Here is a 12,579-nt window from a genome sequence, read left to right as displayed (position 1 = left end):
TTTTGCCGTTCTGTTCGGCCGATTGGATGGGCGTGCCGGCGCCTACAGTGTGAAGGCAGGCTGCCCGCATTGCGCGCCGCGCCGACCCATGCCATCCAGGAAACCCATGAACAAAGCTCTGCTGGCCGCCAGCCTCGGCCTGCTGATCGCCGGCTGCTCGACCTACCAGGCGGTGACTCCGGTCGACCGTCCCGACGTCTCCGACGCCTTCGCCGCGTTCCAGCCGGCCGGCGGCGATCCGCGCGGCAACTATGGCGCCAACGGCACGCTGCTATGCGTAGTGGTGAACCCAGTCGCCGGCAATGACTATGTCGAGGCGTTCCGCGCCTCACTGGAGCAGCGCAATTTCGAGGTGAAGCTGGTGCGGCCGGATGCGTCCGTGGCCGCGTGCCCGATGGTGGCGCTGTACAGCGCGCGCAGCGCCTGGTACTGGGCCTCATACCTGAACAGCGTGGACATCACCGTGTTCCACAATGGCGAGCGCGTCGGCAAGGCGATCTACAACGCCAACCGCAGCGCGGGCGGGCTGAACCTGAGCAACCTGGTGCAGCCGGCGTCCAAGCTGGAGGAGCTGGTCGAGCAGTTGTTCCCGGGCATGCTGCCGCCGCCTTCGGCGCCAGCCGTGACGTACGCGGGGCCGAACACCTGAGCGGGCAGCACGGCCCGATCAGCGCTCCAGCCGGCCCAGGCGCACCACGGTCACGCCGGGGCGCAACTGCCGCAGCGACGGCATGACCAGCACGCAATCGGGATAGGGCGTCACCACCGGCTCGCCATCGCGCCAGGCGATCACGGTGCCGGCCTCGGCAAAGGTCTCCAGGCCGGTATAAGGGCCGGCAAAGCGGAAATCCATGCTGGTGGCCACCACCGGCTCGGTCACGCGTACCACCCGCTGCGTAGCGGGCAGCGGCTGCAGCCAGCCGGCGGGCAAATCGCTTGTATCAACCACGCCGGCATGCAGCAGGAAGCGCGCGGTGCTGTCCTGCGCCACCGTCACCGCCGCCGGCTCCCAATGCTGGCCGCATTCGATCAGCAGCGCATTGCGCCGGCTGGCGGGGTCGCCGAAGCCGTCGTAGTCGCGCATGCGGCGGCCTTCGGGGTGGCCTTCGTCGACGATCACGTCGGCCGGCGCGCCCAGCGCGCGGGAGAGCGCGATGCCCTTGTCGAGCGGGCCGGAGACGATCAGCGGCCGGCTCTTCTCATGCATCGAATGCAGGTCGAGCAGCAAGTCCACGGTGTCGATCACGGGCCGCATGGCGCGCGCGCGGCGCAGCTCGGACGAATCGCGGCTGGTGTCTTCGAGCGTCGCGGCGGTCCAGACACGGTTGAAGTCCTGGTCGACGAAGCGCGACGCGTCAGGCTTTGCGGGATCGAAGCGGTGGTATGCGTCGACGTTGGCAAAGGCCAGCGTCAGCCGGCCGCGGCGCGGGCGCAGGCCGTGGTCGAGCAGCGCCTTGACGGCGATGGCGCCGCAGACTTCGTTGCCGTGGGTCAGGGCGTTGACCATCACGTGCGGGCCGGGCTGGCCGCTGTCGAAGGTGTAGAGGTAGGGCACGCCGGTGTTGCCGGCGGCGTAGGGGCGGATGTCGGGGAATTCGACGTCGACGGGGTAGGCGTCGAGAGGGGCGGGTTGCTGTGTCATGGGGATCGGTGCTCTCAGGATGCCTGGCGGGTCGGTGCACGCCGGGTCGTGTTGTGTCGATCAGCTCTGGTGAAGGGGTATGGGTACTGCCAGCGCCTGCCCACTACCGCACTTACTCGTGAATGCCAGCAGTCTGCACAATCGTGCGATAGCGCCCTGTCTCGCGCTTGATAAAGCTGCCAAACTGCGCCGGATTGCCCGGCGTCACTTCCACGCCAGCCTCAGCCAGCTTCTTCTTCACATCCGGCAACGCCAGCACGGCCTGCATCTCCGTATTCAGGCGATCCACCACCGGCTTGGGCAGGTTGGCCGGCCCCATCAGCCCGAACCACACGCCCATGTCCACGCCCTTCAGAGCCGGCGTCTCGGCCAGCGCCGGCACGTTCGGCGCCACCGCGGAGCGCTTGGCAGCGGTCACCCCGTAGGCCTGCACGCGGCCCGCCTGGATATGCGGCAGCGCCGACGACAGCACCATCACCGCCAGGTCGATCTGTCCGCCCAACAGGTCCGTCGCCATGGCAGACGCGCCCTTGTACGGCACGTGGGTGATATTGACCTTGCCCTGCTGCTTGATCAGCTCGCCGGCCAGGTTCAGCGGCGTGCCCACACCCGACGACGCATACGAGAGCTTGCCCGGCTGCGCCTTGGCCAGCGCGATCAGCTCGGCGGCGTTCTTGGCCGGCAGGCCGGGCTTGCCGACCAGCACCATCGGCTGCGTGCCGACGAAGGTCACCGGCGCCAGGTCCTTCTCGCCGTCATAGCGCACGGCCGGGTTGGTCAGGCGCGCGATCGAGACCTCACTGCCGGAACCCATCAGCAGGGTGTAGCCGTCGGCCTCTGCCTTGACCACCTTGGATGCGCCGATGGTGCCGCCGGCGCCGCCCAGGTTCTCGATCACCACGCTCTGGCCAAGGCGCTTGCCCAGCTCCGGCGCGATGGTGCGGGCGACGAGATCGACGCTGCCGCCGGCGGTGTAGCCGACCACCAGCGTGATCGGCTTGGCGGGCCAGGTGGCGGCAACGGCGCCGCCGGTGAAGGTGGCGACGCAGAGTGCGGCAGCAGCCGCGCGCAGGATGGTCTTCATGGTCTTGGCTTGGGGGTCCAGGTTTGGAGGTTGTGGCCTGATGTTAGAGAGCGCCGGACCGGACCGGCGTGCGGCTTTGGCAAGGGGGGTTGCCGTTTCGGCAATGGTGGCGGCTCAGCGCGGCGCCTGCACCGCGGCACGCCAGAAGGCCTCGGCCAGCGGGCGCATCGGCGCGCGCGGGCGGTACAGGCGGATATCGAGCGCCAGGTCATCACCCTCGGCGCCAGTGCCGCCGATGGCGCGCACCAGCCGCCCGGTGTGCAGGTCGTCAGCGATCAGCCGCGCCGGCAGCCAGGCCAGCCCCATGCGCTGGCGCACCATCTCGTGCACCGACTCGGCAAAGTCGCTGACCGCGATCACGTCGAGCCGCGGCGCCAGCTTGCGGCGCGCGATCTCCTGGTTGACCATGCGGCCGAGCGTCAGGGTCTCGGCGTAGGCGATCATCGGCACCGGCTTTGCGGCTGACCTCGCAGCGGTCTTGCCGGTCCCGAGCCGGTGCAGGGGTGCGCCGCGCGCGTCGGCGGCACTGACGCACACGAGCCGCTCCACGCCGGCCAGGTGGAACTGGTAGCGGGCATCGTCAAGCATCACCGGCAGGTCCGGCGGGCTGTAGCACAGCAGGAAGTCGGCATCGCCCTCGGCGAACATGGCCAGCGCGTCATGCATGGGGAAGGCGGACAGCCGCGTGCGGAAGCCGGCCGCATCGGGGTCATGCCGCAGCGCCTCGCGCAGGCCCGCCAGCCAGGCCGGCACCATCGAGCGCGCCAGCGTCTTGCCGGTGGCGATGGTCAGGGTGCTGGCATCGGCCCGGTGCGCGGCGCGCAGCGCCAGGCGCGTTTCGTCCAGCGTGCGCAAGGCGCTCTGCGCCGCTTCCAGGAACTGGCGTCCCTCGGCGGTCAGCCGGACGGGGAAAACGCTCCGGTCGATCAGTGGCGCGCCCGCCCAGACCTCCAGCGCCTGCATGCGCCTGCCGAACGCTGGCGGCGTCACGTTGCGCAGTTCGGCGGCGCGCGCCAGGCTGCCGGCCTGGGCGAGGCAGACGAAGTCTTCGAGCCAGCGGATGTGCATGGAAGCGGAGAGGTGAGGATTGAGCGGCGATGCCTTCATTATCGGCAAAACCGGCCGTCCCTTTGCGTTCACAGGCGCGGCAGGGATCTAGTCCCCGGTCACCCGGCATCTCCACCCGTGCGGTGTCTCGCCCGTCCACCGTTTGAATGCATGCGTAAAGGCGCTCTGCTCCGAATACCCCAGCCGCATCGCGCACTGCGCCAGGCTGAGCGCGGGATCGGCCAGGTACTGCTCGGCCAGCGTCCGCCGCACGTTATCCACAAGCGTGGAATAACTGATCCCCCGCGCCTGCAGCCGCCGCTGGAGCGTGCGCACAGGCATGCCCAGCTGCGCGGCGACGTCCGCGATCGGCAATTCGCCGTCCTGCAGGCGCGCACTGATCATGGCGCGCGCCTGCGCCAGTGCATCGGCCCCGGCGGGCACGCACAGCTGCAATTGCGATTCGGCGATCCGCGTCATCTGCGCCTGCATGCCCGCATCGGCCTGCAGCGAAGGCAGGTCGAGCAGCGCGGGCGCGATATGCATCGCATGGCGCCCGGTGCCGAACGCCACCGGGCAGCCGAACACCTCGGCATGCAGGCTGGTATCGGCAGGGGCCGCATGGGGAAACTCCACTTGCGTCGCGAAGTAGCGCTCGCCGATCAGCCAGCGCGAGAACACGGCCCAGGTGGCCATGTGCAGTTCATGCGCATGCCGCGACAGCGGCCCATGCTGCGCTTCCCAGGTCATGCAGGCGGTGCTTGGCGTTTCAATCAGCCGGGTGCGGCCGATATCGTTGGCCAGCACTTCATAGCGGATGCCTTGCAGGATGGCATCGCGCACGGTGGACGTGGTCAGCACCACGTAGCCCATCTCGGCATAGTGGCGCGGCACGAAGGCGGCACCGGCGCGCAGGCCGACGTCCGGGTCCGAGGTGGCTTGTTCGAGCCAGTCGAGCAGCGCCAGGTAGGCGGCGCCGGGGATGCGCGTGGTCGTCTGGGCGCCGCTGGCCTGGAGGATATCGGGCGGCACGCCGACGGCGCGCAGCTGGTCGGCGGCGGATATGCCCTGCCGCTCGCCGTGGTCGAGCACGGCGCGGAGGTAGGCGAGCGATACCGTGCCGCTGGCACCGCCGTCGGGCTGGTTGGCGCGTGGCAACAAATCACCTGTCATGCGGGATCAAGACCGGGCCCCGATCTTTATCCAAACTCCGGGTAGCGTCAATGCGGGCCTGCCCCGCCTCAAATCAACAGATCGACGCGAGGAGACAACATGCCCCCTGATCCCTCGCATGCGCCATCGCATGCGCCGCACCGCAGCGCCGATGCCGAGACGCTGCACGCGCTGTCGCGCCGCGGCTTCCTGAAGGTCGGCTTCGGCTTTACTGCCGCGCTGGCCTGTACCGCGCTGGTGCCGTCGCTGGCCGGCTGCTCGGCCGGCAATCCCGCGCCACAGGCCGGCATGGCCTGGCTGCGCCCCGACGACGTGGCGCTGTTCCGCGCGCTGCTGCCGGCCATCGTCACCGAGCTGGCCGAAGCGCCGCCGCCGCGGCGCGCGGCCCTGGTGCAGGACGCGCTGCGCAATATCGACACCACCTGCGCCGCCATGGGCGAGGGCGCACAGGCCGAGCTGCGCAAGCTGTTCGGCCTGCTCGCCAGCACGCTGCTGCGCTGGGCGCTGACCGGCATCCGCCAGGACTGGAATGCCGCCACGCCGCAGCAGGTACAGGCCTTCCTGGCGCGCTGGCGCGCCAGCCGGCTGGCCACGCTCAATGCCGGCGCGGTGGTGCTGGTCAAGCTCACCAGCGTGGGCTACTACGTGCTGCCCGCCGCCTGGGCGGGCACCGGCTACCCCGGCCCGAACGCGGCCGTCTACAAGGCGCTGCACGCCTGATACCGAACATGGCCATCGACAATCTCTACGACGCCGGCATCGCCGCCGGCTGGAAGGTGCTGGACGCGTCCACCTTCACCACGACGCGCACGCTGGATGCGGACGTCGTCATCGTCGGCAGCGGCGCGGGCGGGGGCATCAGCGCCGAGGCGCTCAGCCGCGCCGGCCTGCGCGTGGTGCTGCTGGAGGAAGGCGCGCTGCGCACCTCGGACAGCTTCCGCGACATGGACGAGAACCGCGCCTATCGCGAGCTGTACCAGGAGGCCGCCGCGCGCACCACGGCCGACGGCGCGATTGCGATCCTGCAGGGGCGCTCGGTGGGCGGCAGCACCACGGTCAACTGGTCGTCGAGCTTCCGCACGCCGCCGCAGACGCTGGCGCACTGGGCCGCGCACCACGCCGTGACCGGCCACACCGAGGCGGAGATGGCGCCGTGGTTCGAGAAAGTGGAAGCACGCCTTGGCATCGCGCCGTGGGCAATGGCGCCCAATCCCAACAACGACGTACTGCGGCGGGGCTGCGAGACGCTCGGCTGGGAGTGGCACGTGATCCCGCGCAACGTGAAAGGTTGCTGGAACTCGGGCTATTGCGGCTTCGGCTGCCCGGTCAACGCCAAGCAGTCGATGCTGGTGTCGACCATCCCCGCGGCGCTGGCCAGCGGCGCGACGCTGGTGCACCGCGTGCGCGTGCGCACACTCGACCATGACGGCCAGCGCATCCAGTCGATCACCGGCGAGGCGCTCGGCGCCGATGGCCATACGCCGACCGGCGTGGGCGTGGTCGTACGTGCGCGGCACGTGGTTGCCGCCGGCGGTGCCATCAACACCCCGGCCTTGATGCTGCGCTCGCGCGTGCCTGACCCCCACGGGCGGCTGGGCGTGCGCACATTTATCCATCCGGTGAATATCAGCATCGCGATAATGCCAGATCGCATTGATCCCTATTATGGCGCGCCGCAATCGGTCGCCTCCGACCACTTCCAGTGGAAGGACGGCGCCACCGGCCCGATGGGCTACAAGCTCGAGGTGCCGCCGATGTTCCCCGGCATCAGCGCCGGCGTACTGAACGGCGTGGGCGATGCGTTGCGGCGGGACATGGCGCAACTGCCCAATACCAACGCGATGCTGGCGCTGCTGCGCGACGGCTTCGTGCCGGAAAGCGAGGGCGGGCGCGTGCGCCTGGCGGACGACGGCAGCCCACTGCTCGACTATGCGATGAGCGACTACGCCTGGGACGGCGTGCGGCGCGCGTGGCTGAGCATGGCCGAGGCGCAGTTCGCCGCCGGCGCGGTGGGCGTGCGGCCCGCGCACCTGGACGCTACCGACTACCGCAGCTGGCCCGAGGCGCGCGACGCCATCGCCCGGCTGCCGCTCAAGCCGTTCCGCACCGCGCTGTTCACCGCGCACCTGATGGGCGGCTGCGGCATGAGCGACGACCCGCGCCGCGGCGTGGTGGACAGCCATGGCCAGCACCACCAGCTGGCCAACTTGTCGGTGTTCGACGGCTCGGTGTTCCCGACCAGTGTGGGGGCCAATCCCCAGTTGTCAGTGTTCGCGCTGACGGCGCAGAATGCCGACACGCTGGCGCGACGCATCACGTCGTGATGTACCCGACAGCCTTACACGGCGCAGGCCGTCGCACCAAGGACAGGGCGGGGCGCGCAGGGGTACCCGCCATGTTTCCCGCTGCAGGCAGCTGGCACGCGTGTGCGATGCATCGGGCCGCAGTCATTGTGGTGCGATTGCCAACACCAGGCCCGGGATTAGAGCGGCCATTCCAATTCAGCGCTTGTGAAACGCTCGAAGCGGTGGATAGGCTTCGTACGGCTGTTTCAAGCATCCGTATGCCGTCAGAGCTGGGAGCGAAGCAGCGCAGCAGATTGCTAAGGGGTTCACGGCAGCAAAGAAGAGAGACGCCCCCATGAAGACCGGCAAAAGCACGGCAGGAGACACCAAGGCCCGGATTCTCGACGCCACGGAAAAATTGTTTATCGAGGTCGGCTATGAGGCCACCTCGCTGCGGCAGGTAACTTCGCGCGCCATCGTCAACCTGGCGGCCGTGAATTACCACTTCCGCAGCAAAGACATCATGATGCACGCCGTGTTGAGCCGGCGGCTGGATCCACTCAACGCGCGGCGCCTGGCGCTGCTCGATGCGTGCGAAGCACGCTGGCCCGGCAGCAGCATCCGCTGCGAGCACGTGATGGGCGCGCTGTTCGTGCCCGCGCTGCAGATGGCGCGCGAACCCGCGGTCAGCGGTCCGTCGTTCCTGCGGCTGCTCGGGCGCGTGTATTCGGATACCTCGCCCTTTATCCAGCAATACCTGCTGGAGCACTACGCCCCGGTGTACGACCGCTTCTTCCACGCCTTCGCGCGCGCGATCCCGGCGCTACCGCGGCGCGAGCTCGGCTGGCGCCTGCAGTTCGCGCTGAAGGCGCTGGCGGGCGTGCTGGCCGGCGACGAACTCACCAATCTGCTGCCGGCCTTCACGCAGGGCAAGCCGATGAGCGATGCGCACGTGCTGGCGCAGCTCACCGCCATGGTCGAAGCGGCCATGACGGTGGCGCGCCCGGGCGCAGACGAGTTGTCGGCGCTGCAGGCGGTGTTCGACCTCGTCGAGCAGCAGCAGGCGCGCGCGCAAGCCGAGCACGAACACGACGCCGCGCTGGAGGCAACGGTGCAAGAACAGGCCAGCCATACGGCCGCCGTCACCGCCGCCACCATCGGCAAGACCCGCGTGAGCGCACGCACCGTGCGCAATGAGGGCACCAGCCGCGCCGCCGTGACCAGCGTTACGGTCCGCGCGCGCGAGCATACCGTGAGCTTCCCCAGCAACCCGCTGGATGACTGGATGCGAATGCGCACCAGGACATAGCGGCGCGCGCCGTGCCCGGTGACCACCGGGCCGGCGCCACCGCGCTCACGTTGCGGCCGGCGCCGCAAACCTGAACCGTCGATCTACCTGGCGAGGCATCGCGCATGCCCCGCGGGCTCCGTGCGCCCTTTTGCGTCTCCGCCGGGCGCTGCGGTGGCCCCGTTCGTCCTTGCGGCGCGCGCCGTGCGTTTGAAGCGCGGGACGCACCGCCTGCAGTGCAGGTCCTTGTGACAACGGCAATCGCAGGCCACGTGCGGCCTGCGCGCAAGCCGCCGTCTGTTTGGAACGGCCGCTCTATTGACGCAAAAACACGCCAGCGGCGAGAGTCGCCGCTCCCGCAAAGGGATCCGCCAAGAGGTCCGGCAGCAGGGGTCAGGATAAAACGAGGAGACAGGCAATGACCATGTCGAGGATTCGACGCAGCACGTTGGCTTTCACCGGGGCGAGTCTTGCCATGACACTGGCCGCGTGCGGCGGCGGTGGTAGTAGCGATGATGCCCCACGCACGGCGACGCAGGCCCCGCCGCAATGCGCCAGCACGAATACGTGTCCCGCGCAGGGCCCCGTCACCCTCGGCGGGCCGCCGGGATCGCTGTGCCCTGCGGCGCTGGACTACGGCACGACCTTTACCGGTGGCTCGGGCGCGGGCGAGCTGGTGAAGCTGCGCTTCGATACCGCGGCCCGCACCTACGAGCTGGAGATCGTGGAGTCGCCGGTGCCGAAGCAGCCTGGCAGCGTCAGCCCCACGCGCGCAGGCGTGACCTTCACCGGCACCTTCGCCTACCTGACCTCGCTGCCGACGGCCGAGCAGAACCGCTGCGCGATTTCGCTGCAGACCGCCACGGCCTCCGACGGCACCTCGCAGGCCAATATCGACGGCACGCGACCGCCGGTGATCTTCCTCGGCAACGGCGTCGCCGGCGGTGGCATTCCGGGGGCGACCATCTCCTATCCGGGCGTGCTCGGGCTGGGTGCCATTCCGGCCACCACGTTCCCGTTCTACCCGGTGCTCGCGTTTGCACAGACCGAGACGGACTTCACCAAGGTCGCCGGCAGCTACAACGTGCTGGGCTACCACCAGGTACCATCCGGCGGCTCGCTGACTTCATCGAGCCACTTCACGCCCGCCACCGCGCAGACCACCGAGACGCTCAATGCCGACGGCAGCTGCACGGCAGCGTCCGGCAGCTGCGTCAGCACCGGCAACAAATGGATGCTGCGTAGCGCCGACGGCGCGTTTGAGAGCAGCAACGCCGACGGCAGCCGTCGCTACCCGTCGTTCCAGAGCGCTGCCATCACCGGCAACAACGCCAGCCGCGCCAAGGGGCTGATGGTGGTCGGCAAACTCAACGGCGCGCTGATCCCGCTGCTGGTACGCACCGGCTACGCGCAGATCTCGCTGTTGCCGCTCACCGTCAATGTCGACGACGAATCGGGGCTGGCCGTGCTGGCACCGGCCACGCGGCTGGCCAGCGGGCAGATCGACGGCGGCTATATCGGTTCGGGCAGCGACTTTGCCTATACCGCCTCGCTGATCAAGGGCGCGCACGTCGATCTGCTCGACCCGATGACGATGAACCAGACCGGCGGCTTCCAGCTCGACTTCACCCAGAACGCGCCCGGCATGGTGGCCACCACCGACAACAGCGGCATCACTGGCGCACTGATCGCCAGCGGACGCGTGTTCGGCCACCTGTCCGGTACCGGTGACGCCAGCCCGACCCTCCGCGTCGGCGTGCTGGCAGCGCCCTGAGCACCGCATCCGACAACAGCGAAAACCGAGGAGACAACGCCATGCAAGCCCATCGACTGATCCAGACCCGGTTGCCGGCACGCGCCCTGGCCGTGACTGCCGCCGCCATGCTCGCCGCCTGCGGTGGCGGAGGTGGTGGCGACGACGCGCCGTCCACGCCTTCATCCGCGGAGACGCGGCTCTGCCCCGCATCGCTCGACTATTCGACCACCTTCACCGGCGGCACCGGCTCCGGCGAACTGGTCAAGGTGCAGATCGATACCACGCAGAAGACCTGGCAGGTCACCTTCCTCGACTCCTCGGTGCCGCGCCAGACCGGCACCGTGCAGCCCACGCGCAGCGATCCGACCAACGGCCTGAACGTGATGCGCGGCACGCTGAAGACGGAGACCGGGTTGCCGACTCAGAAGCTGAACCAGTGTGCGTTCGAGCTGGTCGGCGCGAGCCTCGATCCGAGCCGCCCGGCCAAGCTCTTTGTCGGCGAGGGCGTGGCCGGCGGCACCATTCCCGGCGCGCGCATCCAGTTCAACGGTGTGCTTGGCGCCGGCGCGGTGCCGGATACCACCTTCCCGTATTTCCAGTTCATCGGCTTCGCGCAGACCGAGAACGACCTGTCGAAAATCGCCGGGCAGTACAACGGCTCGGGTTTCCATGAAGTGCCATCGAAGCAGTTCCAGACGGTGGCGCAGGATTACCGCGTGTCGCTGGCCGCCGATGGTTCCTTTACGGTATGTGACACCGCCAGCGGCACGTGCGAACGCAAGGGCAACAACTTCGTGCCGCAGGCCAATGGCACGCTGCTGTCGACCAACTACAAGGCCGAGAGCCAGCCGCCCACGCTGGGCTCCACGCTCGGCAAGGCCTACCTGATCGTGGGCAAGCTGCGTGGCCAGCTGGTGCCGATCATGATCCGCGTGGGCTACGCCAATGACTCGCTCGCCAACGGCCCGCTCGGTGCCGACGACGAGATCGGCATTGGCATGATGGCCCCGGCGGTCGCGGTGACCGAAGGCACGGTCAACGGCGAGTACGTCGGCGTCGACAGCAACTTCAACTACCGCGTGACGGCGTTGGTCGCGGCGGCCGCCACCATGATGGATCCGTTCCGGCCCTCGGATGCGTCGCTCGCGATCCCCTACAAGCTGGACTTCTCGCAGGTGGTGCCGGGCGTGGTCCGCACCACGCGCCGCGACGCGCCGGCGGGCACGGGGCCGACCGGCAAGCTGATGTTCACCGGCGGTGTGTTCGGCTTCCTGGAAGCGCGCGACAGCGGGCCGTACTTCACCATCGGCGCCTTCGTGCAGTAAGCCCACGGGCCCGGGCCATTGCAGCCCGGGCCACTTCATGCCGATCCATCACGATTCGACCGGGACACAAGATGAAGACCATACGCCTCACCCTCACGCTGATGCTGGCCGCGCTGGCCGCATTCGCCACGCCTGCGCATGCCCAGAAGAAGGGCGACAACGTCGTGTCGGCCGGCTGGTTCCATATCCGCACGCACGGCCAGAGCGATCCGCTGACCACCACGCTGCTCGACGCGCCGATCAACTACCCGCTGGGCCTGCCGTCCACTTTCACCGCGCCGGGCAGCAGCCTTTCGTCGTCCAATGCCAATACGCTGGGGCTGACCTTCAGCCACTTCGTCACCGACCATATCGCCGTGACCGCAGTGGGCGGCGTTCCGCCCGAGTTCAAGCTCTACGGCCACGGCGAACTGATCCCGCCGGGCCCGGCCGGCGCGCTCGGGCGGCAGAGCCTCGGGGACCCGGCGTTGAATCCGATCATCACCAAGGCGCGCCAGTGGAGCCCGGCGGCGATGGTGCAGTACCACTTCCTCGATCCGGGTACGCGCTTCCGGCCGTTCTTGGGGCTGGGGGTGTCGTATAACTTCTTTACCAACATCGAAGTCAATCCGGCGTTCGCGAATTCGGTGAACAACAACCTTGGTGCGATCCTGGCCGCGGGGGCGGGGATTCCCGGGCCGACATCGGTGGAGGCGGATGCGTCGTCGTCGTGGGCGCCGGTGTTCAATATCGGCGGGACGTACAACTTTGACGAGCACTGGGGGGTGACGGCGGCGGTGACCTACATTCCGCTGAAGACTACGTCGACGATGACGATCAAGGCGGCCAACGGGACGGTGTTGTCGACGTCGAAGACGAAGCTGGAGCCGAATCCGCTGGTGTTCTTTTTGGCGGCTTCCTACAAGTTCTGAGCGCGCCGAACCGGCAAAAAAAACGACGCGCCGGAGCGCGTCGTTTTCCTTTGCAGCATCAGCAATCG

At 68.7% G+C, this 12,579-nt stretch carries 11 protein-coding genes; 7 read left to right on the top strand and 4 right to left on the bottom strand.

What is annotated here, in order from left to right:
• Positions 1-106 precede the first annotated feature (106 nt).
• Positions 107-649 carry an Sbal_3080 family lipoprotein gene (locus K307_RS25490; protein WP_042883646.1) on the top strand — a complete coding sequence of 181 codons (543 nt, stop codon included), beginning with the start codon at positions 107-109 and terminating at the stop codon, positions 647-649.
• An 18-nt stretch (positions 650-667) separates the two neighbouring features.
• Here the strand turns inward: K307_RS25490 and K307_RS25485 are convergent, their stop codons facing one another.
• The 4 genes from K307_RS25485 to K307_RS25470 all read right to left on the bottom strand — a co-directional run bounded on the left by K307_RS25485 (position 668) and on the right by K307_RS25470 (position 4,946).
• Positions 668-1,642: a M14 family metallopeptidase gene (locus K307_RS25485; protein WP_042883645.1), complete on the bottom strand. Its 975-nt coding sequence runs from the start codon at positions 1,640-1,642 to the stop codon at positions 668-670.
• A 112-nt stretch (positions 1,643-1,754) separates the two neighbouring features.
• Positions 1,755-2,726 (bottom strand): Bug family tripartite tricarboxylate transporter substrate binding protein, encoded by a 972-nt coding sequence (locus K307_RS25480; RefSeq protein WP_042883644.1) that lies wholly within the window; start codon positions 2,724-2,726, stop codon positions 1,755-1,757.
• 114 nt (positions 2,727-2,840) lie between these two features.
• The gene (locus tag K307_RS25475) at positions 2,841-3,794 is read right to left on the bottom strand and encodes a LysR family transcriptional regulator (protein WP_042883643.1); all 954 of its coding nucleotides are present in this window, start codon (positions 3,792-3,794) and stop codon (positions 2,841-2,843) included.
• An 87-nt stretch (positions 3,795-3,881) separates the two neighbouring features.
• Positions 3,882-4,946: an AraC family transcriptional regulator gene (locus K307_RS25470; RefSeq protein WP_196251620.1), complete on the bottom strand. Its 1,065-nt coding sequence runs from the start codon at positions 4,944-4,946 to the stop codon at positions 3,882-3,884.
• 99 nt (positions 4,947-5,045) lie between these two features.
• Here K307_RS25470 and K307_RS25465 point away from each other — a divergent pair, with 99 nt between their 5' ends.
• The 6 genes from K307_RS25465 to K307_RS25440 all read left to right on the top strand — a co-directional run bounded on the left by K307_RS25465 (position 5,046) and on the right by K307_RS25440 (position 12,511).
• Positions 5,046-5,666 (top strand): hypothetical protein, encoded by a 621-nt coding sequence (locus tag K307_RS25465; RefSeq protein WP_042883642.1) that lies wholly within the window; start codon positions 5,046-5,048, stop codon positions 5,664-5,666.
• A gap of 8 nt (positions 5,667-5,674) precedes the next feature.
• Complete coding sequence (locus K307_RS25460; protein WP_042883641.1) at positions 5,675-7,270, top strand: GMC family oxidoreductase; 1,596 nt, start codon at positions 5,675-5,677, stop codon at positions 7,268-7,270.
• A 316-nt stretch (positions 7,271-7,586) separates the two neighbouring features.
• Positions 7,587-8,540 carry a TetR/AcrR family transcriptional regulator gene (locus K307_RS25455; protein ID WP_042883640.1) on the top strand — a complete coding sequence of 318 codons (954 nt, stop codon included), beginning with the start codon at positions 7,587-7,589 and terminating at the stop codon, positions 8,538-8,540.
• Positions 8,541-8,937: 397 nt separating this feature from the next.
• Positions 8,938-10,293 (top strand): DUF2957 domain-containing protein, encoded by a 1,356-nt coding sequence (locus tag K307_RS25450; RefSeq protein ID WP_042883639.1) that lies wholly within the window; start codon positions 8,938-8,940, stop codon positions 10,291-10,293.
• A 41-nt stretch (positions 10,294-10,334) separates the two neighbouring features.
• Positions 10,335-11,600: a DUF2957 domain-containing protein gene (locus tag K307_RS25445; RefSeq protein WP_051975180.1), complete on the top strand. Its 1,266-nt coding sequence runs from the start codon at positions 10,335-10,337 to the stop codon at positions 11,598-11,600.
• Between the two features lie 71 nt (positions 11,601-11,671).
• A complete protein-coding gene (locus tag K307_RS25440) occupies positions 11,672-12,511 on the top strand; it encodes an OmpW/AlkL family protein (protein WP_042883638.1) in 840 nt (279 codons plus the stop codon).
• Positions 12,512-12,579: the final 68 nt, after the last annotated feature.

Source organism: Cupriavidus necator A5-1 (assembly GCF_000744095.1).
Classification (GTDB): Bacteria; Pseudomonadota; Gammaproteobacteria; order Burkholderiales; family Burkholderiaceae; genus Cupriavidus; species Cupriavidus necator_A.
Note: the sequence above shows the minus strand (reverse complement) of the source record. Positions and strands in the feature narration are given on the sequence as shown.